The organism is Anaerostipes sp. 494a, from assembly GCF_001940315.1.
GTDB classification, from domain to species: domain Bacteria; phylum Bacillota; class Clostridia; order Lachnospirales; family Lachnospiraceae; genus Anaerostipes; species Anaerostipes faecalis.
The window spans coordinates 2,091,145-2,115,000 of the sequence record NZ_MJIF01000001.1 but is presented as its reverse complement, the minus strand read 5'-3'; the positions used below and the strand labels follow the sequence as shown (position 1 = coordinate 2,115,000).

At 39.3% G+C, this 23,856-nt stretch carries 19 protein-coding genes (1 of these 19 only partly in view); 3 read left to right on the top strand and 16 right to left on the bottom strand.

Features of this window, described 5'->3' with window-relative positions; genetic code table 11:
- The 6 genes from tsaD to BHF70_RS10660 all read right to left on the bottom strand — a co-directional run.
- Positions 1 to 400, bottom strand: the 5' end (the start) of a protein-coding gene (tsaD, locus tag BHF70_RS10685; RefSeq protein WP_075760211.1) for a tRNA (adenosine(37)-N6)-threonylcarbamoyltransferase complex transferase subunit TsaD. The gene continues 623 nt to the left of window position 1, outside the view; the window shows 400 of its 1,023 coding nt (coding positions 1–400); the start codon lies at positions 398 to 400; the stop codon falls past the left edge of the window.
- Between the two features lie 9 nt (positions 401 to 409).
- A complete protein-coding gene (locus tag BHF70_RS10680) occupies positions 410 to 1,324 on the bottom strand; it encodes a ribonuclease Z (RefSeq protein ID WP_075760210.1) in 915 nt (304 codons plus the stop codon).
- 10 nt (positions 1,325 to 1,334) lie between these two features.
- On the bottom strand, positions 1,335 to 2,069 hold the full coding sequence (gene rimI / locus BHF70_RS10675) for a ribosomal protein S18-alanine N-acetyltransferase (RefSeq protein WP_075760209.1): 735 nt from the start codon (positions 2,067 to 2,069) through the stop codon (positions 1,335 to 1,337).
- Positions 2,044 to 2,766, bottom strand: coding sequence for a tRNA (adenosine(37)-N6)-threonylcarbamoyltransferase complex dimerization subunit type 1 TsaB (gene tsaB, locus BHF70_RS10670; RefSeq protein WP_075760208.1), 723 nt, complete (start codon positions 2,764 to 2,766; stop codon positions 2,044 to 2,046). The genes rimI and tsaB overlap by 26 nt, the downstream gene beginning before the upstream one ends.
- Positions 2,767 to 3,192 (bottom strand): tRNA (adenosine(37)-N6)-threonylcarbamoyltransferase complex ATPase subunit type 1 TsaE, encoded by a 426-nt coding sequence (gene tsaE / locus BHF70_RS10665; protein WP_075760207.1) that lies wholly within the window; start codon positions 3,190 to 3,192, stop codon positions 2,767 to 2,769. It abuts the gene before it with no gap.
- 121 nt (positions 3,193 to 3,313) lie between these two features.
- Positions 3,314 to 3,889, bottom strand: coding sequence for a YcxB family protein (locus tag BHF70_RS10660; RefSeq protein WP_075760206.1), 576 nt, complete (start codon positions 3,887 to 3,889; stop codon positions 3,314 to 3,316).
- Between the two features lie 189 nt (positions 3,890 to 4,078).
- Here BHF70_RS10660 and BHF70_RS10655 point away from each other — a divergent pair, with 189 nt between their 5' ends.
- Positions 4,079 to 4,621: a stage V sporulation T C-terminal domain-containing protein gene (locus BHF70_RS10655; protein ID WP_075760205.1), complete on the top strand. Its 543-nt coding sequence runs from the start codon at positions 4,079 to 4,081 to the stop codon at positions 4,619 to 4,621.
- A 51-nt stretch (positions 4,622 to 4,672) separates the two neighbouring features.
- Here the strand turns inward: BHF70_RS10655 and uvrA are convergent, their stop codons facing one another.
- Together uvrA and uvrB are read right to left on the bottom strand one after the other, a co-directional pair.
- Positions 4,673 to 7,501, bottom strand: coding sequence for an excinuclease ABC subunit UvrA (gene uvrA, locus BHF70_RS10650; protein ID WP_075760204.1), 2,829 nt, complete (start codon positions 7,499 to 7,501; stop codon positions 4,673 to 4,675).
- Positions 7,502 to 7,509: 8 nt separating this feature from the next.
- Positions 7,510 to 9,498 (bottom strand): excinuclease ABC subunit UvrB, encoded by a 1,989-nt coding sequence (uvrB, locus tag BHF70_RS10645; RefSeq protein ID WP_075760203.1) that lies wholly within the window; start codon positions 9,496 to 9,498, stop codon positions 7,510 to 7,512.
- A gap of 310 nt (positions 9,499 to 9,808) precedes the next feature.
- Here uvrB and BHF70_RS10640 point away from each other — a divergent pair, with 310 nt between their 5' ends.
- On the top strand, positions 9,809 to 10,270 hold the full coding sequence (locus BHF70_RS10640) for a DUF6323 family protein (RefSeq protein ID WP_075760202.1): 462 nt from the start codon (positions 9,809 to 9,811) through the stop codon (positions 10,268 to 10,270).
- Positions 10,260 to 10,862 (top strand): DUF6179 domain-containing protein, encoded by a 603-nt coding sequence (locus tag BHF70_RS10635; protein WP_075760201.1) that lies wholly within the window; start codon positions 10,260 to 10,262, stop codon positions 10,860 to 10,862. Before BHF70_RS10640 ends, BHF70_RS10635 begins: the two co-directional genes overlap by 11 nt.
- A 34-nt stretch (positions 10,863 to 10,896) precedes the next feature.
- Here BHF70_RS10635 and BHF70_RS10630 read toward each other — a convergent pair whose 3' ends face one another.
- The 8 genes from BHF70_RS10630 to BHF70_RS10595 all read right to left on the bottom strand — a co-directional run bounded on the left by BHF70_RS10630 (position 10,897) and on the right by BHF70_RS10595 (position 23,848).
- Positions 10,897 to 14,568: a multicopper oxidase domain-containing protein gene (locus BHF70_RS10630; protein ID WP_075760200.1), complete on the bottom strand. Its 3,672-nt coding sequence runs from the start codon at positions 14,566 to 14,568 to the stop codon at positions 10,897 to 10,899.
- The gene (locus BHF70_RS10625; RefSeq protein WP_075760199.1) at positions 14,555 to 15,478 is read right to left on the bottom strand and encodes a DUF2935 domain-containing protein; all 924 of its coding nucleotides are present in this window, start codon (positions 15,476 to 15,478) and stop codon (positions 14,555 to 14,557) included. Before BHF70_RS10625 ends, BHF70_RS10630 begins: the two co-directional genes overlap by 14 nt.
- A 218-nt stretch (positions 15,479 to 15,696) precedes the next feature.
- Positions 15,697 to 18,042: a hydroxymethylbilane synthase gene (hemC, locus tag BHF70_RS10620; RefSeq protein WP_075760198.1), complete on the bottom strand. Its 2,346-nt coding sequence runs from the start codon at positions 18,040 to 18,042 to the stop codon at positions 15,697 to 15,699.
- An 11-nt stretch (positions 18,043 to 18,053) separates the two neighbouring features.
- Positions 18,054 to 19,280: a glutamyl-tRNA reductase gene (gene hemA / locus BHF70_RS10615; RefSeq protein ID WP_075760197.1), complete on the bottom strand. Its 1,227-nt coding sequence runs from the start codon at positions 19,278 to 19,280 to the stop codon at positions 18,054 to 18,056.
- Positions 19,262 to 20,542, bottom strand: coding sequence for a glutamate-1-semialdehyde 2,1-aminomutase (hemL, locus tag BHF70_RS10610; RefSeq protein WP_192846106.1), 1,281 nt, complete (start codon positions 20,540 to 20,542; stop codon positions 19,262 to 19,264). The genes hemA and hemL overlap by 19 nt, the downstream gene beginning before the upstream one ends.
- Positions 20,542 to 21,513 (bottom strand): porphobilinogen synthase, encoded by a 972-nt coding sequence (gene hemB / locus BHF70_RS10605; RefSeq protein ID WP_075760196.1) that lies wholly within the window; start codon positions 21,511 to 21,513, stop codon positions 20,542 to 20,544. Before hemB ends, hemL begins: the two co-directional genes overlap by 1 nt.
- Positions 21,492 to 22,142, bottom strand: coding sequence for a precorrin-2 dehydrogenase/sirohydrochlorin ferrochelatase family protein (locus BHF70_RS10600; protein ID WP_075760195.1), 651 nt, complete (start codon positions 22,140 to 22,142; stop codon positions 21,492 to 21,494). Before BHF70_RS10600 ends, hemB begins: the two co-directional genes overlap by 22 nt.
- A gap of 170 nt (positions 22,143 to 22,312) precedes the next feature.
- Positions 22,313 to 23,848, bottom strand: coding sequence for a nitrite/sulfite reductase (locus tag BHF70_RS10595; RefSeq protein WP_075760194.1), 1,536 nt, complete (start codon positions 23,846 to 23,848; stop codon positions 22,313 to 22,315).
- Positions 23,849 to 23,856 lie beyond the last annotated feature (8 nt).

Below are 23,856 nucleotides of genomic sequence, written 5' to 3'. Positions count from 1 at the left end.
ATGGAGGCTCCAAATCTGGATGTTCAATATAATTTGCACAAATATGCCCTTCGATATGATGAACTCCTACCAGTGGTTTATTTTTAGCAAAGGCAATTGCTTTTGCTTCTGCTACCCCAACCAAAAGTGCACCTACAAGACCAGGCCCATAGGTAACTGCAATCGCATCAACAGAATCCAAAGTTTCCCCTGCTTCTTTCAATGCCTCTTCGATTACATAATTAATTTTTTCAATATGTTTTCTGGACGCAATTTCAGGAACCACACCTCCATACAATTTGTGTAGCTCAATCTGTGATGAAATAATATTTGATTTTACAGTTCTTCCATTCTCAATAACCGCTGCTGCTGTCTCATCACAGGAAGATTCAATTGCCAGAATTTTAATCTTATTGTCCATCACAACCTCCTAATTATCCTGAAAATCTAATGTAATTGTTTTTCCATCTTTTCCTGCTTTTGCTTTTGGGAAAATTTTCTTTACTTTTCCCATAAATTCTTCTGGCCATACCAAAGACGGGCTGAAATGAGTCAGCCAAAGCCTTTTAACATCTGCTTCTTTTGCCAGTCTTGCTGCCTCATAAAAAGTCATATGCTTATATTCTCTGGCCTTTTTCTCTTTTCCATCTTCCCCGTACATTCCCTCACAGATAAACAAATCTGCTTTTTCTGCATGATCAGCAATGTTCTGGACTGGTCTTGTATCTGTACAATATGTTAATTTGATTCCCTGACGGGGTTCACCTAATATCATATCACTGGTAAGGATACGTCCCTCTTCATCTTCTAAAGTTTCGCCTTTTTGAAGGCGATTCCAGTATTTCATTGGAATATGATTATCTCTGGCTTTCTCAGGATCAAACTTTCCTGCACGTGGAATTACAACATTATATCCATAACAGGTAATATTGTGCCTTACCTGAAAAGCTTCAATAGCATATCCTTCCATCTGTATCACGTGTTCTTTTTCATTTAGTTCATAAAATTTAATAGGAAAAGGCAGGTCTGGTGCAATAACACGAAGAGAATTAACAATCTTTTCTACGCCTTTAGGTCCAATGATCAGCAAAGGTTCCGTGCGTTCTGCATTTCCAAGAGTCAGCAAAAGACCTGGAAGCCCGCTTACATGATCCGCATGGAAATGTGTAAGACAAATTGCATCCAAAGGCTTCACACTCCATCCTCTTTCTTTGATTCCAACCTGTGTTCCTTCTCCACAATCAATCAGCAGACTATGACCATTAAATCTGGTCATACATGCTGTTAACTTTCGATAAGGAAGGGGCATCATTCCCCCTGTCCCTAATAAACATACATCTAACATATATCGTCCTTTATGATAAAATTTCTGTCTTTTCAGTTACTTTAGGCGGGACTTCAAATTGTTTCACAATACGATCATAACATCTTTCACAAATCCGGAATTCATGAATCTGCGTATCCTTTTCTGAAAAATAGCCCCATTCCTTTTTTATTTCAACAAAATCACTTTTTTCTTTTATTTCATTTCCACAGACATTACAAACCATTCTTTTATCCTCCTCACACCGCTTATTATAAGGAGCATCTTCCATGGATTCCAGTGGAAATGATTGGTGAGGATTTGGATCGTCCCAAAACATTAAAATAGCATCTTCCATAGGGTCTGTATAATATTTAGCTCTCCGTCCATGCTCTTCAAATCCACATTTTACATAAAAATTTCTCGCTACAGTATTTGACTCCCGCACCTCCAGATAAATAGTTTCTACTCCCATTTTCCTGTATCTCTCACGAAATTCCTGATAAAGCAATGTACCGATGCCTTTTTTACGTATAAATGGCACCACTGCGATTCTTTGCAGTTCCCCCTGTTCCAGTACATGCTCTGCCATTATGTAACCGCTGATTTTGTTCTGATCTCTCCAGACATATATATCACTGGTCTTTTTATAATAAAAAGATTCAATACTACTCAAACTCCACGGTCTATGAAAAGATACTTTTTCAAGTTCTGCAATCATAGGAAGATCTTCAGGAATTGCCCTGTGAACATGCCATTCTCTAGCGGTTGCTTTCTCTTTTTCCATTAATTTTTTCTTCTCTTTCTCTCTCTGCCTGTGATTTTCTTAAATACTCTGGTGCAAACTCATCTGCACTCTGGTAAATACCTTTATCAAAATATACTTTTGCCAAAGCACCTACTGCACCTGCCCGTTGTCTATTTGCATGAACCGGAGCAAAAATTGCAAGATTTCCCATTGCATCTTTGATCTCATTTTCGTATACCGGCACTCCATCTCCAAGAAAGATAACCGGCTCACCATATTCTTTCAACTGGCTAAGGGTATCTTCCACACTCTGTGCACACTGTTCTTTTAATACTGACATTTCTGCTCCATGAAATCTGTAAAAACCTGTATAAACCTGTTTCCTTCTGGCATCCATCATTGGACAGATAATTGATGAAGATCCGAACAACTGATAAGCCAGCCCGTCAACAGTAGGAACCGGAACGATTGGTTTATTCAATGCAAGCCCTAAACCTTTTGCCGTTGCTGCTCCAATACGCAGGCCTGTAAAAGATCCTGGTCCCATGGCAACTGCAATAGCGTCGATGTCTTCTATATCAAATGAAGTTCTATGTATCACTTCATCTAACATTGGTAGCAATGTCTGGGAGTGAGTCAGTTTATTCCCTGTAGTATATTCTGCAATCAAACGGTCATCTTCAATTAACGCCACGGATGCAACTAATCCGGAACTATCCAAAACTAATAATTTCATCTAAATCTCCTCAATCTCAATTTCCCGATAATCGAATCCCTTCTCAAGATTCTTTCGAATTTCAATTTTTTTATAATGATCAGGAAGAATCTCCCCTATCAGATTGGCCCATTCAATCAGACAGACTCCTTCACCATAGATATAATCTTCATATCCTATTTCATCCATTTCTTCTATGTCACCAATACGATATACATCAAAATGATAAAGTGGCAGACGCCCTTCTTCATATTCTCTGACAATTGTAAAAGTAGGACTTTGTATTGGTTCATCAATTCCAAGTCCTTTTGCCAGTCCCTGGGTAAACACAGTTTTCCCAACTCCCAGATCACCATACAGACATAAAACCTGTCCTGCACCGGCTTCCTCACCGATTTTCTTTCCCAATTCATATGTATCCTGAGTACTATAACTTTGAATTATCATTTCAATCTCCTTTTTTCGTTAGCTATTATTATATCAATCGTCAAAACTTTTTTCAATCTGTCCAAATGCAATTTCCTGTGTAAAAATAAAGAAGGGTCCTATGACCCTTCTCCATATCATTCTATTCTTCATCATCTTTCTTCTGTTTTCCATTTGCATATTCAGAAATACTGGAAGAAACATTTTTCTCTTTTGCAGAAGCTGATTTCTGATGATTCTTTGCTGCCTCTACATGCTCTTCTATATATTTTGCCATGGCTTCCTTTTGACTTCCCATTGCCTCTTCTGGAAATACGAAAGCTTGCTGACGTCCTGTATACAGTATATATAGCCCCATCAAATGACGGATTTTCTGGACTCTCGCCCATTCTATTGTTCCATTTTCTTCACCTATCTCAACAAAGATGCCTTCCTCTTTTAACGTATAATATGAAGGTTGCTGATATACAGGATTAGTCAAAGCCTGTTTCTTGGCTTTCATATAAAGCATGATCGGATTGACAACAACAAAAAGAATTACAATCAGCGCTCCTAAGACCACATAGGTTGCTCCCTGCCCCTGTACAATTGCTCTTGCACACATTAATGCACCTATGATAATCATAAGAATTGCCAATATCCCTGAACTTCCTAAATAAGTATATACAAATGAGAATTTAAAAATTTCTTTTGCCGTTAACTGTGTTTTAAATTTCATAATGATTTCTCCTTCCTTCAAGTAGAAAGTAATTATAGCATAATCATTTTTTAAATTCCATGAATAATTTGCTTTTTTCTTATGGGCTTATGTAAGATTGACTATAAAAAACATGCATACATTTTCTTATTTTACAGATAATATTCATACAAAAATAGTACTAAAACTTGTAAATGGAGGAATTATTTAATGAGAGCTACAGGTATTGTACGAAGAATCGATGACCTTGGCAGAATTGTCATTCCTAAAGAAATCAGAAAGACCATGCATATCCGGGAAAGTGATCCCTTAGAAATCTTTACAGAACGAGACGGCAGCATTATATTAAAAAAATATTCTCCTATCGGGGAAATGGGCATTATTGCAAAGCAATATGCCGATTCCATTGCTGCATCTCTTCCGCATACAATTTGCATATGTGATCAGGATTCTATTATTGCAGCAGCTGGTCCAAACCACAAAAAGTTATTGGGAAAAATACTACATGAAAAAGCAGAAGAAGCTTTACATGAACGGAAATATCTGCTTGCCGATCAAAATGATTCTGAATTTATCCCTCTTGTATCAGACTTTCCTGAAGAATTTACCGGAATCGCCCTTTCTACAATTATCGCTGAAGGCGATGCCATTGGATTAGTATGTATCATATCCAATGAAGGACCTTTAACTGACCAGGATCTTATGATAACAAAAATAGGTGCCAGTTTTCTTGGCAGGCAGATGGAAACATAAAAAAAGCGGATACTCCGCTTTTTTTATTTAAAATAAAATTTAATAGATTATTTAATTATTCTCAAGATATTTCTTTAAATATTGTCCTGTATAAGATTCTTCTACCTGACATACTTCTTCAGGTGTTCCCTGGGCAACTACTGTTCCGCCTCCAGCACCTCCCTCAGGACCCATATCAATAATATAATCTGCAGTTTTTATCACTTCAAGATTGTGTTCGATTACAATAACCGTATTTCCACCTTCTGTTAGTTTTCCTAAAATATCAACCAGTTTATGAACGTCTGCGAAATGAAGTCCTGTTGTAGGCTCATCTAAAATATAAATTGTTTTTCCTGTACTTCGCTTGCTCAGCTCTGTGGCCAGTTTAATTCTTTGAGCCTCTCCTCCAGACAGTTCTGTAGAAGGCTGTCCCAGACGTATATACCCGAGACCGACATCTCTTAAGGTTTCCATTTTTCTGCTGATAGAAGGTAAATTAGAGAAAAAGTCGCATGCCTCATCTACGGTCATATCCAGTACATCATAAATACTTTTGCCTTTATATTTTACTTCCAGAGTTTCTCTGTTGTAACGTTTTCCATGGCAAACTTCGCATGGTACATAAACATCTGGCAGAAAATGCATCTCAATCTTAATAATTCCATCTCCTGTACATGCCTCACACCGTCCGCCTTTTTTGTTGAAACTAAAACGGCCCTTATTATAACCTCTGGATTTTGCATCTTTTGTCATGGCAAATAATTCACGGATCTGATCAAATACACCTGTATAGGTAGCCGGATTTGATCTTGGAGTTCTTCCAATCGGAGACTGATCAATGGCAATAATCTTATCCAATTGATCATATCCTTCAATATCCTTATGTTTCCCGGCTTTAATCTTGGCTCTATTTAACTCCTTAGCTAATCTTTTATAAAGAATCTGATTTACCAGAGAACTTTTCCCTGAGCCTGATACTCCTGTAACGCAAGTAAATATTCCCAGTGGAATTTCCACATCAATATTCTTCAGATTATTTTCAGCGGCTCCTATTACCTTCATAAATCCAGATGGTTCTCTTCTTTCTTCAGGAACCGGTATTTTAATCCTTCCACTTAGATAAGCCCCTGTAATGGAATTCTTATTTTTCATAATCTGCTTTGCTGTTCCCTGGGCTATAATTTCTCCACCGAATTCTCCTGCCTTCGGTCCGATATCCACAATATAATCTGCTGCCAGCATGGTATCCTCATCATGTTCTACCACAATCAGCGTATTTCCCAGATCTCTGAGATTCTTCAATGTACGGATCAGTTTATCATTATCTCTTTGATGCAGCCCGATACTTGGCTCATCAAGAATATATGCAACTCCAACCAGTCCGGAGCCAATCTGAGTTGCCAGGCGGATTCTCTGGGCTTCTCCACCGGAAAGAGTTCCAGTAGCTCTGGATAAGGTCAGATAATCAAGTCCTACATCATTTAAAAAGCCAATTCTGGCTTTTATTTCCTTTAATACCTGTTCCCCGATCAGCATCTGACGATCTGTTAATTCCATTTCACTTAAAAATTCAACCATCTCTCCAACGGATAAATCACACATCTCGGCAATATTTTTCCCTGCAACAGTTACAGCCAGAGATTCCTCTTTTAATCGCTGTCCATGACATTCCTCACAAGGAGTTACGGTCATGTATGCCTCATATTCTGCCTTCATCCGTTCGGAAGATTCCCTGTATCTACGTCCAACATTTCGGATCAGTCCTTCAAAAGCAACGTCGTATACACCCTCTCCACGCTGTCCGCGATAGTGAACTTTAACCTCTTTTCCATTGGTTCCATATAAGATAATATTTTTCACACTGTCCGGATATTCGCAAAACGGTGTATTCAGACTGAATTTATATTCCTCTGCCAAAGCATCTAAAATAGCTCTGGTATAGCTTTTTTTATCCGTACAGGACTGCCATCCCATTACCTGTATGGCTCCCTCATCAATACTTAGCTTCTGATCTGGAATCATCAAATCCACATCAAATTCCATCTTATATCCAAGCCCGTGACAAACCGGACATGCTCCAAACGGATTATTAAATGAAAAACTTCTTGGTTCAATTTCATCAATACTGATTCCGCAATCGGGACATGAAAAACTCTGACTGAAATTCATCGGTTCCCCGCCAATCACATCGACCATCATAAGTCCATCGGTGAGATTCAGCACTGTTTCAATGGAATCCGTCAGACGCTTTTCAATTCCTTCCCTGATTACCAGCCGGTCTACAACAATTTCTATATTATGTTTAATATTTTTTTCCATAGGAATATCTTCTGAAAGATCGTAAATATTTCCATCAACACGAACTCTAACATATCCACTCTTTCGGGCACTCTGGAAAATCTTAGCATGTTCTCCTTTTCGTCCTCTGACTACCGGTGCTAAAATCTGTATTTTTGTACCTTCCGGTAACTGAATCAGCTTATCCACCATCTGATCAACAGTCTGCTTGCTGATTGGTTTTCCACACTTAGGACAATGAGGAATTCCAATTCTTGCATATAGCAGTCGAAAATAATCATATATCTCTGTAACTGTCCCTACTGTTGAACGGGGATTTCTGTTGGTTGATTTCTGATCAATAGAAATTGCCGGTGACAGGCCTTCTATGCTGTCAACATCTGGTTTTTCCATTTGTCCAAGAAATTGTCTTGCATAGGAAGACAAAGATTCCATATATCTTCGTTGCCCTTCTGCATAAATGGTATCAAAAGCAAGTGAAGATTTTCCTGAACCACTTAGTCCCGTCAGCACTACAAACTTATTTCTCGGTATCTCAACGTCAACATTTTTTAAATTGTGTTCTCTCGCTCCTCTTATTCTTATTACATCTTTTTTCATGGTTTCTCCTAGTCATCATAATCTCTGTAAGCTATCTTAAATTCTTTCAGTTCATCTCTCAGCTCAGCAGCCAGCTCAAAATTTAACTCTGCTGCCGCCTGATTCATTTTCTTAGTCAGCCGTTCTATGATTTCTTTTAATTCTTTTTTACTCATTGATTCGATATCTTTATCATATCCACAAGATTCTTCTTCCCGATCATCGGAAATTTTTATCAGATCTCTCACATCTTTCTGAATTGTTTTAGGGATAATCCCATGTTCCTGATTATATCGATCCTGGATTTTCCTTCTCCTGTTTGTCTCTGTTATTGCAGCATTCATAGAATCCGTTATAGTATCTGCGTACATAATAACATGTCCCTCGCTGTTTCGTGCCGCACGTCCAATGGTCTGCACCAGTGAAGTCTCTGAACGAAGAAATCCTTCCTTATCTGCATCCAGTATGGCAACCAACGTTATTTCAGGAATATCCAGACCTTCTCTCAGCAGATTGATTCCAACCAGAACATCAAAAACACCTATTCTCAAATCTCTGACAATTTCTATACGCTCCAGTGTATCAATATCAGAGTGGAGATATTTTACCCGGATTCCGGCTTCCCTCATATAATCTGTCAGTTCTTCTGCCATACGTTTTGTCAGTGTTGTAACCAGTACTTTATGACCCTGCTGTGTTTCTTTGTGAATCTCACTGAGAAGATCATCAATCTGTCCGGTTACCGGACGAACATCAATGGCCGGATCCAGCAATCCTGTAGGACGTATAATCTGCTCTGCCCTGAGAAGCTCATGTTCCTCTTCGTATTTCCCCGGAGTTGCTGATACAAACATCATCTGGTCAATTTTTTGTTCAAATTCACTAAATTCCAAAGGGCGATTATCCTTTGCCGAAGGAAGGCGAAATCCAAAATCCACCAGAGTGGATTTTCTGGACTGATCTCCTGCATACATTCCTCCAATCTGCGGAACTGTAATATGGGATTCATCAATAATCATAAGAAAATCATCACCGAAAAAGTCAATTAATGTATTTGGCGGTTCTCCGGGTTTTAACCCGGAAAGATGTCTGGAATAATTTTCAATTCCTGAACAGAAACCGGTTTCTCTTAACATTTCAATATCGAAATTTGTTCTCTCTGCAATTCTCTGTGCTTCAATTAACTGATCGTTCTCTTTAAAATATTCAACCTGCCCGGCCAGCTCTTCTTTGATACCTTTAATTGCTCTCTCAATCTGTTCCTGAGGAACCACATAATGTGAAGCTGGGAAAATGGCAATAAAGTTCAGACTTCTCTTAACCTCCCCGGTCAGAACATCAAATTCAACAATTCGATCGATCTCATCGCCAAAAAATTCAATTCTGACTGCCTCTTCAAATGTAGAAACCGGCAGGATTTCCAACACATCACCCTTAACCCGAAAACTTCCTCTTTTAAAATCCAGCTCATTACGTACATACTGAATATTGATCAGATCATCTATCACATCGTCTCTGTCCCGGATCATCCCCGGTCGAAGGGAAATCATCATTTCCGTGTAACTTTCCTTACTTCCAATTCCATAAATACAGGAAACACTGGAAACAACAATGACATCTTTTCTCTCGATCAACGCTGCCGTAGCACTATGGCGCAGCTTATCAATCTCATCATTGACAGAGGAATCCTTCTCTATATACGTATCCGTAGATGGAACATAGGCCTCAGGCTGATAATAATCATAATAGGACACAAAATACTCCACCGCATTATGCGGGAAGAAAGCCTTGAACTCACTATACAGCTGAGCTGCCAGTGTCTTGTTATGTGCCAGGATCAACGTAGGCTTATTCAGTGCCTGAATGACATTGGCCATAGTAAATGTCTTTCCGGAACCTGTAACTCCCAGCAAAGTTTCAAACTGATTTCCTTCTTTAAATCCATTTACCAGTTTCTCTATGGCCTGCGGCTGATCACCGGTAGGTTCATATTCTGATACTAATTCAAAATGATCCATGAAAGTTCCTCCTTTATGAATCTATTGATCTTATTCTTTGCATTTTCTCTTTCGCTTATTATATCAGAGGGCAAAAAGAAAGTACAGAACAAAATCGAACTTTTGTTCTGTACTTTCTTCACGGACCATATGCTTGATCATCCTGCTGTCTAAAGTCACCAATAAAAAGCAAGAGAAAATCATGAAATACTCAAAATTTTCTCTTGCTTTATGTGTTTATATTACCACAAAATTACAAATTTTTCAAGACTGGTCATAGGCTGAATTACACAGTATAATCTCCTAACTACATGGCAGTGGAGGCTTTGTTATGGAAGATAATTTTATGATAGCTTTTGAGAGTAAAAAGCAACTGGAAGTATTACAAAAGACAAATGAATACACCAGGCAGTTTGGATTACAATTAACAGATGCTGAAATTTCTGAACTGATCGTGGAACGACAAGAATGTTTAATCAAACAGCAGCGAGTGGAATTCGGTAAAGGAATTCTTGAAAATCTTATATTTGCATTTTGCGATTTTGATTTTATTTTTCAGGAGAATTATGCAGAAACAGTCGCAGCCTTACAGGAAATTTTCTATTTATACAAAAATGAGTCTATGGATGAACTAACAGATGATGAATTACTTTCTTACATGAGAGAGGCTTTTGATGGAGAATGCCAGGGATCTCTTGAGTATTTAGAAAGCACCTGTATGGAACGATTTGCCAGAGATATTCGTGCTAAGACACATAAATTTATAGGGAGATATTCTGATAATGAAAAATAAAACCGATGTAACAGATTTTTATACAATGGAGGACTTAATTCCATTGGTGGCAGAGCTGGCTGAAAGATATACATCAAAAGAGAGTAGTTCTATTACTTATGAAAGAGCTAAAATATTAATGGAATCCGTGCAGTATTGCATTGCACACTTTCTTAATCAAAAAAGCAAAGCATTGGTTTCTTCATATATTCCATCGGCAAAATCAGCATATGAACTAGGCTATAAGGCTGTAATAGAAAAAGTAAAGAATACACAAAAGAAATACAATACTCTGATGACATTTTTCTGTGATTACGGCAATATAAATTACCGTGATACCGTAGAAAAAGCTCTTCCCGGATTTTTTATGTACTATGATGTACAGTTTGCACCGATGGAACATATTATCACCATGGACTATCCTGTATTTGGAGTGGATATGAATCTTACCGGGATTGATCTGATTGAACAGTATATAGATGCCATTTATAAAGAACAGCAATATCTGCAGCATTTTCCAAAACAATACATTATAGATGAACTGCGTTCATTTCATCCAAAATATGAAAAAGAATTTTTTAATATCAAAGAGATTATAGAATTGCAGCTTTAAATGTGGTTGCCGGTCAAATAATGACCGGCTTTTTTTATTCTCCACTAAATCGTCCGATAACCCGTCTGCATAAATTTTTACATTTACATCCAAATCCCTGTCTAAGAACCCTGAAGATTCCCCACATACCGGATTCCACATCCCATTTGAGACTGCCGGACCGATAAAGGTAATCTCCAGGACAGGCAGCACCATTTTCCAGTTCCATGTCAAATTTATTTCCAATACTGACTGCTCCCTGTAAAGGAATCACTCTGGAATAAGGATTCTCCGGCTGTTCCCTCCACATATGTCCATGAACAGCAAAACCTGTATTTCTAGGTTTATCTGCCGGCATCATGGTTCGGAATACAACACGTTCTCCTGTATATGCCTTATAAACAGGCGTTGCCGGATCCCCATGGATTTTACTGCTGAACACTTTAGATATTCTCGGGTCTCGTTCCAGCCGGTTCTCAAATCGCTCAGAACGATAATTATATCCTTTTTCCCCGGTATCTTCATGATCAACACCTTCTCCGTCTTCTCCTTTTGCCGTCTGAATCAAATTTCCATCTTCATCTAACAGGCGGATTCCATTTTGAACAAAAACGACAAATTCCCGAAAACTACCAACCCCTGGGGCAGTTATGACTGCCTGTTCTTCATGAACTCCATTTAATTTTGTAAAACTCTGATACCATTTTGATGCCGGAGGTTCAATGATAATCGCTCCAAACAATCCATGATACCGGTGATTTCTCATATCTCCAAAAGACTGTATGATACAGGAGCCGTATTCTTTATCTGCATGCCAAAGATATTTTTTGCTTTCTCCCGGACCTACCGTCTGCTCCCGGTTATTATATCCTACATTGATTCCAGAATCACACACCACATCATATTGCAGAAACTGAGGATTCAAAGAAACTCTCATGGATGGCCTGTATTTTTTATCCAAAGGCACACTTGGATAATCAAAATAAGGAATTTGCTCTTTCAGTTCATTGTGGAGGATAATTTCAATCCAATCTCCTGCATTGGCCCGGATAATTAACGGTTTAGGGGCTGTCTTTCCCGATAAAATCATATCCATATCTTCCACTGGTACAAACATCAGACCATTGGGATCATGATCTCCATAGCGATTGTATTCAATATTACGGCTGATCGCCGCAACTTCATATTTTCGTATAACAGCACCTTTTTCCGGACATGGCGGCAATGGTAAAATCTGTCCCTTTCCTTTACACAATGGCTTCAATCGTTTCTTTTTCCTGTCATAAACACGTATGATTCCCCATAGTCCAAGCCACGTATCATCAATGCCTCCAAAGAAGTACAGATAGTCTCCACTGCCATAGTTTCTATCAATATGCAGATTGAAAACTTCAGATATTCCCAGAGTTTGAGATGAAGTAAACGGAGAATCCCCATTGCCAATCTCTTTTCTCCATGACATACCGGTAATATTTAATGCATGCTGCTCTTCATGGGCTCCATCCAAAAGACGTATGACCATCTCATCTCCCGGATATGTTTCCAGGATCGGTGTTGCAGGATCACCATGAACAAGAGAGCTGAAAAGATATGCAGGATCTTCTTTTCCATCAAGACGCTCTCTCATAGGTTCTGAACGATAGTTAATTCCCATAACTCCCGGATCATCATGGGATCCCGGTACTTCTGGCGGATTCAATGGTCTTCCGTCTTTATCAAACAAGAATGCAAAATCATGAACAAACAATGCAAATTCTCTGAAAGATGTTCCATCTCTCCTCTTAATCACTGCTTTTGTTCCAGATTTCAATGGTTTTCCAGTACGAATATGATGAAATGTTGCCCCTGCTTCTTCAATAATCAGTGCTCCAAACATACCATGTTGCTGATGAGAATTGGCAAATAAATGGTCATGGAAAAATACCGTATTTAATTCTGTATTAGCAAAAAACCGTTCCACCAATGTTTCATATTTTCTTGCTCCAGCAATATTATTCCATCCGTTTGCAGCTCCATCTGATACAATGGTATCAAATTTCACAAGGTGAATATGGTATCCCACAATGTCAGTCAAAGTTTTTAACTGAAAAGGACTTTCTTCTATATATTCCGGCAGAAGATTGGTAAACCTTATTTCAATACAATCGCCTGCATTTGCGCGGATTACCAACGGTTCTACACATATTTTCCCTTTTTCCACCTTATCTATATATGCATCCAGCCCACCGTGACGTTCCAGCTCCTCTTTTAAGACAAAAAATCTTCCCTGTGGGTCATGCCACCCATAGCGGTTATAAACAATTTTCGCTTGAACAACAGCAATCTCAAATAGTTTCACATCTTTTACAGATTCACAGTCACATCCATCCGTATGACACGGGCATGTATCCGTATATAAAGCTCCTCTTTCAAAATCTTTAACAAAATTGGCCTGCTCTAAAGGTGTGGGATCAATTTTATTTTCACCATCCTCCGTAAGAATCCCTAAAGGAGGCTGTAATGGCCGTTCTCCAAAGATTCCATTGATAAAGTTTGGATATCCAGGATGACACCGGTCCTTCTTGGGCGGGTAAGGCCGATCTTTTAGTGGGATCAATGGTGGAATCGGTGTTCCATCTGGCAACTTTCCTGTTCCGTCTTCTAATCGATCATAAATTCTCCATAAGGTCCACATTCCTTCATGAAAATGAGGGTACAGATGGCAATGGAAAATGGCATCTCCAATCATTCCGTTCAGGCTTCCGGCTCCATAAAGAATTTCCAGAGTATAACACTCCTGAGGACCAATAGAAATAGAATCGATAATAGTTGAACGAACATCTTCTCCCTCTTTCCTCCATTGATGATTATGAAGATGAAATACATGTGTTTCTTTTACTCCTCCATGAATCAGACGGATTTTGGAAGGATCTCCCACATAAGCTTTCAAGATCGGTGGTGCCGGATCTCCATACACCCAGGAACTCATAGATATATCTTCCCCGGTATCTGCATGATTTTCTGTCAATGGCAGCCGATTCCTCATGGGCTCTGAGCGATAACTGATACCTGTCGTAGCTGACGGTAATCCTGTATGAGGATCTACCGGCTGCTGACCGTCCTTGTTCCTGATTTCTAGTTCATCATGAAAAAATACCGCATATTCCCGAAATGCAGGCTTCGCCGGATGATAGATATCAGCAAATAATCCACTTTCCAGTTCCTTCCCTGTTTCCGGGTCTCTCCATACAGACTCTGGTGCTTCTACAATAATCGCTCCAAATAATCCGTGGACATTGGTACCTTCCTCACTACTTCTGGTATCTCCCATATCCGAAAACAGATAGACACCTTCTTTTTGGGCATACCAGTGGTAAATAATTCTGTTCCCCGTGGTGCTGTCCGGATTCCTTCCTGCTGCCGTGCCATCTGATGTCTTTACATCATATGAAAGGCCCTGCACATGAATGGACAATTTTCTCTTTAGGGAATGATGAAATTCAACAACAATTTCATCTCCCAGGTTTGCCCGGATTACCAACGGTTTTACAAGATCACAAGGCTGTGGGATTTTCTGATGAAATTTTTCCAGTGCTTTTTGTTTTACTTCCTTTGCATCCTTCTCCAGTACATAAATCAAGCCATTGGGATCATAATCTCCGTATTTATTGTAAACTATCGGGATTTCTATGGCCTCAATCTGAAAAGTACGGACCGTCTGCTTTACCGGATATCTACACAGATCCATAAGCTAATCCTTTCTGCTCCTTCAAAAGCCTTAGATAATGATTAGCCTCTCGAAGTACATGGTCTGCCAGCAAAGGCAGGATAATGGACTGAATCTGGCATTCTGTAATACCTTTTGTTCCTGCTTCTTTGAAATCCCGGTATTTTTCTGTTATCTCAATGGTCCTTCCCGTGGTTTCTTCCATTACTGCACAGTTCTTTTTCTCTGCTTCCTCTAAAAGATGACAATATTCTTTTGCAAACTGATCGGCAGTATCAATTAATTTTTCTTCGGTTGGATCCAATAAGCCACGGATAAAAAGTGCATGCTCCATCATGATCTGATTCCAGAACAACTCTGTTTTACACATATCCTCCCGACAGATTCTTCCCTTCCTTTCCAGCATCCTTACAAAAGAACGGTATAATTTAGCTTCTCGTGTAATATGCTGTATTAACAAAGGATAATTGGCAGTAAACAATCCACATTGGGTCACTTCACGATAAAGATGTTCTTTAAATGCAATCAGACCATCCAGCAGATTCAATGCCCTCCGGTTGATTTCACAGACTTTCCTGTTTCTTTGCTTCATGTTGCAGCTATTATGGGATTTTGATTTCATTCTCTGTTCATCCCTTGTAATCCGGCTGTCAATTGATACTCCTGTCAACCGGCTGGTTTTTCTTTCTGCAAAAAAAGTAAAGTCTGTGACAACTTCTCCTGATTCCAGGATTCTCTCAGAAACCTCTCCATGGGAAACTTTTACAACTTCCCTTAGTAACTCCTCAAACTGATTTCGAAACCATTGTGCTCTGTGAACCTGCTCCATATTTGTCATTTGAAATCCTGTCTGAAGAAACACTGCATGTTCCTTCATGATTCTTGCAAAGAAAAGATGTAGCTCCACTGATTGTTGAAAAAAATCTTTCATATTCATCCTTTCGGATTCTTTGTTACACTATAAGGATATGTTCATCTTTTAAATCTCGTTCTGCAAATTCAAGACTCGCGGAGCGTATATCAGATGGGGGATTGAAACCCGCCACTGATACATAATTGTTGCTCACCGCCTACAGAGGCGGGAGTCATCCCTCATCTGATATACCACAACAAAACAGGCAGCAAATTTTTATTTACTGCCTGTATCCTTTATTTTTCTATAAATATTTTCACTAATTCCTCATATGTGGATTTCGGTGCTTCTATAATATTTTCCACACCCATCTTTCGAAGCTTTTCACTGGTTTTCGGTCCAATGGAATAGGCTTTTCCTTCCTGCCTCCATTGCTCTGCATGTTCAGAATCCAAGGATTTTATCCATCGTTCTGCCGAGGAGGCACAAGTAAACAATACATTTTCCTGAACTGTCTTTTCACTTATGTTAATCTCTCGATTTTCATATACACACATTTTCTGAATGTTGCAAATAGATTTCAGTTTCTCACATAAAATTTCTCCGCCGATGACACCGCCTGCATACCAAACAATATCTGTAGATTGAACAATTGACGAGAATTCCTTTACAAACCCGGTTTCATGGAATTCCTCTGGTATGAAATCCGCCCGAATTCCATAATTTTTTAAATATTCCCCTGTTTTTTCTCCAATCACTGCAATTCTGATTCCAGATAAATCTCTGGCATCCATATTTGAGGCATAAAGATTTTCAAAAAAACCGCAGATTCCATTGCTGCTGGTAAAAATCAGCCATTGTACCTGCTGCAATGATTTCTTTTCAATAAAACAATCTTTTTTGCAGATTTCACCAACCTGGATTTCCTGAGCAAAAACATTTCTGTCTCTGAGAAGTTTCGTCAATCGAGATATTTCCTTCCCTATTTTGGGAACAATACAACTTTTTCTCGTACCTGTTTCTTCTCTTATCACATCTAATGAATCTCTCAAAGCCACTACTTCTCCTACAACAATAAGTGCCGGAGAAGGTAAATCAGCCTCTTTTACATCCTCTGCTATGTGTCCCAGATCACTGCTGCATACCTTTTGTTCTGGTGTTGTCGCCTTGGAAATCACCGCAGCTTTAGTTTCTGATGGCATTCCCTCTTCCATCAGGCGTTGTGCAATTTCACGTACTTTTGATAATCCCATTAGAAATATACAAGTATCCTTTGACCTTGCCATTGCCTCAAAATCAATCTCTGCCAGCTCATCTCTCCGGTTATGTGCAGTTACCACATGAAATCCGGAAGCCAGTCCTCGATGGGTCACTGGGATCCCCGCATAAGCAGGACCTGCAATGGAAGAACTAATTCCAGGAATCACCTGAAAAGGAACTCCATGTTCCGTCAAATACAATCCTTCCTCACCACCACGGCCAAAGACATACACGTCTCCACCTTTTAAACGAACCACTTGTTTATATTCCATAGCTTTTTCTACCAGAAGCTGATTAATTTCATCCTGCTTCAATGTATGATGATGATTTTCTTTTCCTGCATAAATCATTTCACAATCTTCTTTTGCATAGTTTAACAATTCCGGTGCTGCAAGACGGTCATAAATAATACAATCTGCTTTCCCAATAGCTTCTTTCCCTTTGAGAGTCAAAAGCCCAGGATCTCCAGGTCCTGCTCCTGCCAAAGTAACCGTTCCTGCCATTTGATGGCGGATCTTTTGTTCTGCTTCCTTTGCCATTTCTTCCGGATTGACACCGTCTACCGCTGCAAAAGACAATTTCTGTCCCTGCTCATCACCAAACATTACTTCCATATGGAACGTTTCATCATTTTTTTTCTGACAGATTGCACCTACAGGCATATGACAGCCGCCACCCATTCGTTTCAAAAATGCACGTTCTGCTCTGACTGCCAGTTCCATCTCCTCATCACAAAATGCATCCAGCATTTCAATCAACTGACTGTCATTTTCCCTGACCTCCAATGCCAGAACACCTTGTGCCGGTGCAGAGATCATCTGTGATGGTGACAAATACTGGGTAATTCGATTTTCCATCTCCAAACGTTTTAGCCCTGCTGCTGCCAGTACAATTCCATCCATCTTCTGCTCTTCCATTTTACGAAGACGGGTATCCACATTTCCTCGAATATCTACAATACGCAGATCCGGACGAAGTTTTTTTAACTGATATGCACGCCGTTTGCTTCCAGTCCCGATGACAGCTCCTTCTGATAATTCTTCCAGAGAATTTTTTTCCCGCAAAATCAATACATCCCTTGGATCTTCACGTTTCCAAGGTCTGGTAAATACCAGACCATCGGCAGGTTCTGCCGGCATATCCTTCATGCTGTGGACTCCCATATGAAGTTCTCCATTTAAGATTTTTTCTTCAATTTCTTTTACAAATAAACCTTTTCCACCGATTTTATTTAACGGCCGGTTCTGAATCTTATCTCCCTTTGTCTTTACAATCACAATTTCAAACGTATGCTCTGGATATGCTTTTCTTAATTTTTCACATACATACTCTGTTTGAATCAATGCTAATTTAGACCCGCGGGAACCGATTTTATAGTGCATATTTTATCCTCCTATATCTGAAACAGTTTCTGCACGATTTCTTTATACTGGTCTTGTTCTTCTTTTGTATCCAAATGCTTTAATTCCTGAATCGGCTCTTTCAACAATCTCTGCAAAGAAGCATTAAGCACTTTTTTTAGAATTTTTTGTTCCCTCTTACTTAAATCTATCTTTCTGGACAGATATCCGTAACTATCCTCCACAATTTCCCTGCATCTCTGCTGCAGGGATTCAATAGTTTCATCCATACGACTGACTGACAGCCATTCCATAGTTTCCCTGCATGCCTGATAAATCATATCTTTGCTCTCTTCTACAAGACGCTCCCGTTCTTTTTGATTTTCCATGGAAATATTTTTTAATGTGTCCAGATTAAAAAGTATCACTTTCGGTATATCTGCCAAACGAACATCAATGTCTCTTGGAGCTGCCAGATCCAGAAATACTAAAGAATTCTCTGATTGAACTTCCTCCTGACGAATAACCAAATGTGGAGAAGACGTTGCTGAAATCACGATATCACAAAATTTCATAACCCGATACCGTTCCTTATATTCACAAACCTGTATTTCAGGAAATTCTTCCTGTACTTTTGCTGCATGAGACAATGTTCTGCTGCAGATCCAGACTTTTCCTGCCTGATACTCCTTCAAATACCGTAAAGCAAGAACTGCTGTTTTTCCACTTCCTATCACTAAAACATTTTTCCCTTGAATTCCACAGGTTTCTTTCACTTTCTGAATTCCTATATAGCTGACTGACAAAGGTTTTTCACTGATTTTTAGCTGTGTTTTAATTTTCTTTGCACAGGTCACTGCATCCCGAACCACCTTATTGAGCTGTTTCCCGCAGCTTCCCATGGTCCTGGAAAAATCCAATGCATCTTTTACCTGTCCAAGGATTTGATCTTCTCCCAGCACCATAGATTCCAGTCCTGCTGCGATCCTCATTAAATAATGTACCGCAGACTCCCCAGTTTTAGTCATCATATATTCAGTCAGATCAATATCCGGAAACATTTCCTGATATAAATGACCGATCACTTCTATCTGGGCATCTTCTTCATAGAAATAATACACTTCACTGCGATTACAGGTGGACAGCACCATACACTGTTCAATTCCTGCCTGATCTGCCTGTTTGAGAAAATCTATTTTTTTTTGATCGGTAAAAGCAACCTTATCACGAATATTTAAATCTGCTTTTTCATAATTGATTCCTATAAATCCAAACTGCATAAACTTTCCTTCATCATATGACATGTTTTTTCAATATCATCTTCAGTATGAGCATCTGAAACAAACATTGCCTCAAATTGTGCTGGTGCAAGATAAATTCCTCTTTCAAGCATATCCTGAAAATATCTTGCATATTTTTCAGTATCAGAAGAAACTGCATCTTCATAATTCTTCACTTCTCTGGAAGTAAAGAAAACACTCATGAGAGAACCGATCTGATTTACATAAACTTTGTCTCCTGCTGCTTCTTTTACTGCCTGAGCAAGTTTTTTTGTCTTAATCTCCAGCCGCTGATAAATAGCTGGATCTTCTTTTAAAATCTTCAATGTCTCAATTCCTGCTGCCGTTGCTACCGGATTTCCGGATAAAGTTCCTGCCTGATATACCGGACCATCTGGAGACACCATCCGCATAATTTCCCGTTTTCCACCATAGGCGCCCATCGGCATTCCACCACCGACAATCTTTCCTAAAGTTGTTAAATCAGGAGTTACCTGATAATATTCCTGGGCACCGCCTAAGGCCAGACGAAATCCTGTAATGACCTCATCAAATATCAGCAATGATCCATATTTTTCTGTTATATCTCTTAAAAACTGTAAAAACCCATCTTCCGGAAGTACCACTCCCATATTTGCTGCCACTGGTTCTACAATAACAGCCGCAATTTCTTCTGGATTTGCTTCAAACAATTCTTCTACAGATCTGCGATCATTATAGGCTGCCACCAGAGTATTTTTCGTATAATCTGCAGGAACACCTGCACTGTCCGGTACTGATGTTGTTAATGCTGCTGATCCTGCTTTTACTAAAAGTCCATCGGAATGACCATGATAACATCCTTTAAATTTGATAATTTTATCTCTTTTTGTATATCCTCTGGCTGCACGAATAGCACTCATGACCGCTTCTGTTCCTGAATTGACCAGACGGCTGACTTCCATAGATGGCATCAATTCAGAAATCATTTCTGCAAGGATTACTTCTCTTTCTGTAGGGGCTCCAAATGTCAGCCCTTTTTCACAGGCTTCCTGAACTTTTTCGATAACACGAGGATGTGCATGTCCCAGAATTCCAGGTCCCCATGAACATACATAGTCGATATATTCATTTCCATCCACATCCACCACTCTGTCTTTGCTGGCAGATGCAATAAATCTAGGAGTCCCGCCAACAGCACCAAAGGCTCTGACAGGGCTGTTAACCCCTCCTGGCATATGTTTTCTAGCACGTTCAAATAATTCTCTTGATTTTGTTTCCATTATAATTCCTCTTCCCTGATCCATCTGGCTGCATCCAGTGCATGATAAGTAATAATCATTTTTGCTCCCGCACGTTTCATTCCTGTTAAATTTTCCATGACGATTTTCTTTTCATCAATCCATCCATTGGCAGCAGCTGCTTTGACCATTGCATACTCTCCGCTGACATTATAGGCAACAACAGGAATATTATAATTCAGTGAAATTTCCTTAATAATATCCATATAAGCCATGGCCGGTTTTGCAATAATCATATCTGCACCTTCCAGAATATCCTCCTCAACTTCCCTGAGAGCCTCCTGTCCATTTGCCGGATCCATCTGATATGTTTTTCTGTCTCCAAATCCTGGAGCAGAATGAGCAGCATCTCGAAACGGTCCATAATATGCAGATGCAAACTTGGCACTATAGGACATAATCGGTGTATTTATGAGACCAGCCTGATCCAAAGCATTTCGAATTGTCTCTACACGTTTATCCATCATATCACTTGGTGCAATAATATCTGCACCTGCCTTTCCATAGCTAACTGCTGTTTTCGCCAGTAGCGGCAATGTTTCATCATTTAAAATCTCTCCGTCTTTTACTAAGCCGCAGTGACCATGAGAAGTATATTCACACAGACAGACATCTGCAATGACCAGCAAATCACGATATTCTTTTTTTATGTATCGAATGGCCTCCTGTACAATGCCATGATCATCATAAGCACCGCTTCCCACTTCATCTTTATGCGCCGGAATCCCGAATATAAGAATTGCCGGAATTCCTGCTTCTACAACACGATCCAGTTCCTCTCCAATCCGATCCATGGAATACTGATTAATTCCTGGCATAGATTCCACCGGTTCACAAATATTTTCTCCTTCTATAACAAAAATCGGATAAATCAATTCATCTACCCTGACATGTTCTTCCCTTACCATTTTACGGATAATGGCATTTTTTCTTAGTCTCCTTGTTCTGTCCATGTTTCCTCCTCTGATTCCTGACTATATTTTTCTATGATTTTATCAATTTCTTCCATTTTCAACAACCGGACTTCTTCCAGTCCTTTCTGCAGGATTTCCTGATAGATTTTCTTACGCTGACCTTCTGATTTTGTTCTTTTTTTAACCACTGGTCGAATATCTCCAAGGCTTTCTGCAAGTTCTCCAATAAATTCTGTCAGGTATGTCTGTGTCTGCTGTTTTAAATACTGGGTTATGACAGGACTTTGTCCTCCACTGGTGAAAGCTCCTGTTACCTCTCCGCATTTTACATAGGATGGAAAAATAAAATCACAATCCTCAATCTGGTCAACAGCATTTACCGGAATATTCATATTCTGACACAAAATACTGATCTTATGATTCAGATTGGAATCTCCCGTAGCTGCAACTGCCAGTGTGGCTGCCTCCAGATCTTTTTCCTGAAATTCCCTTTCCTCCCATTGAATATGGGGAATTTCTTTTATCTCATCTATAATATCAGGTGCCACAACAAAAACATCCGCACCAAAATCTTTTAATACCCGTATTTTCCGGCTGGCAACTTTTCCTCCACCGATGACCAGACATTTTCTGCCCCCTAGATCAATAAACATTGGAAAATATGACATAATACTCCTTTCTGCTTTTCTTTTGCATATTATATCTCACTTCAGACAGATTCACAATAAGTTCACTTGATACCATTTTTATTCATATTATTTCTACTTATTTAGTATGAAATAGAGTTATCATAAATGCAAGGTTCTTACCTTGCACTTATGACAGCCTTATTTTAACTCTATTTTACGATATATTTCTCTGCAATCTCCTTTAGACTTTCTGCATGGTCTTTCATCCACTGGTCATATGTCATCCCAGCTGTTTCCACCGTCTGTCCCAATTCTACCAGGAATGCCGGAATATCTTTTTCCAAAATGACACCAATCTGTTCTCCCATTTTCTCCTGCCCCTGCAGATCACATCCATTTACATGCAAAGTAAATGCAGGATTTGCTATTTTATCGATGACTTTTACCGCACCGTGGAAACCTATAGCTCCTGTCTGATGGGTTCCACAAGAAGAAGGACATCCTGAAATATGAATCTGTGGCAAAGCTCCATCTTTTAATCCTGCTTTTCTGACTTCCTCAATTACCTTATGAAGCAAAGCCTGAGAATCTCTCAATCCTACCTGACAGATAGATGCTCCGATACAGGAAACAGAAGTTTCAAATACTGTTTTGGCTCCATCCTCTGTTGCTTCCAGTACTTTATCAGCTTCCTGACCTGTAAGATTAATGATGTACATGCTTTCATCAGGGCTTAATCGAATTTCAGCTTCCTCTATATCCTTTATTACATCATAAAGCTGTGCAAATTTTTCAGGAGCAGGGCATCCTCCGATCGGATGATATTTTACTGCATATAAACCATCCTGCTTCTGGGAAATAATTCTTCTGCCTTCTGCAGTGGTTCCATCACCTTTTTTCTCTATAATCTGTGGAGAAACATTCAGATCAAGATTCTCTCCTGATGCAAAAACTTCTTCCAGTTTTTCCTGATAAGCTTTAATATAACCTTCTTCACCAAGTGTTTCCTGCATATATCTTGTACGTGCTTTTCCTCTCTGCTCGTAATTTCCATATGAAATAAAAGTATTTCTCATGGCGCAAATATAATAAAGAACTTTCTCAGGATCAATCGCCTCTGCTACTTTTAATCCAAATCTAGGATTATTTCCCAGTCCTCCGGCACTATATACATCAAATTTACCATCCGGACGAGCTACAAACCCCAGATCACGGAATGTGGCATGTGGTACATTAGAAGGGCTGCTGGAAAAACATACTTTCAATTTTCTTGGCATTTTTTCTGCATTGATAAATCCAAGCAGATAATCTGCTGTAGCCTCCGCATATGGCAGAACATCAAAATATTCTCCTTTTTCAACACCTGATAAAGGGGATACCATTGTATTTCGTGGAAAATCTCCACCACCTCCCATGGTAACAATTCCTACGTCCAATGCATCTTCCATAATATCAAAAATAGCTTCCGGCTGAAGATTATGCAGCTGCACTGTCTGACATGTTGTCAGATGAGCCTTATTCACCTGATGTTTTTCTATCTTTTCTGCAATAAACTTTAATTTTGTTTTTGTCAGTCGTCCGCCTGCCATACGAAGCCTAAGCATACTTGATTTTCCATCTTTTTGTGCATAACTTCCAAATTTACCGGAAAAACCTTTATAATCGGCCTTTTTCATTTCTCCATTGTAAAATTGTAATGTCTTTTCTTTAAATTCCGGTATTTCTTTTTTCCACTCTTGATTCATCGCTTTTC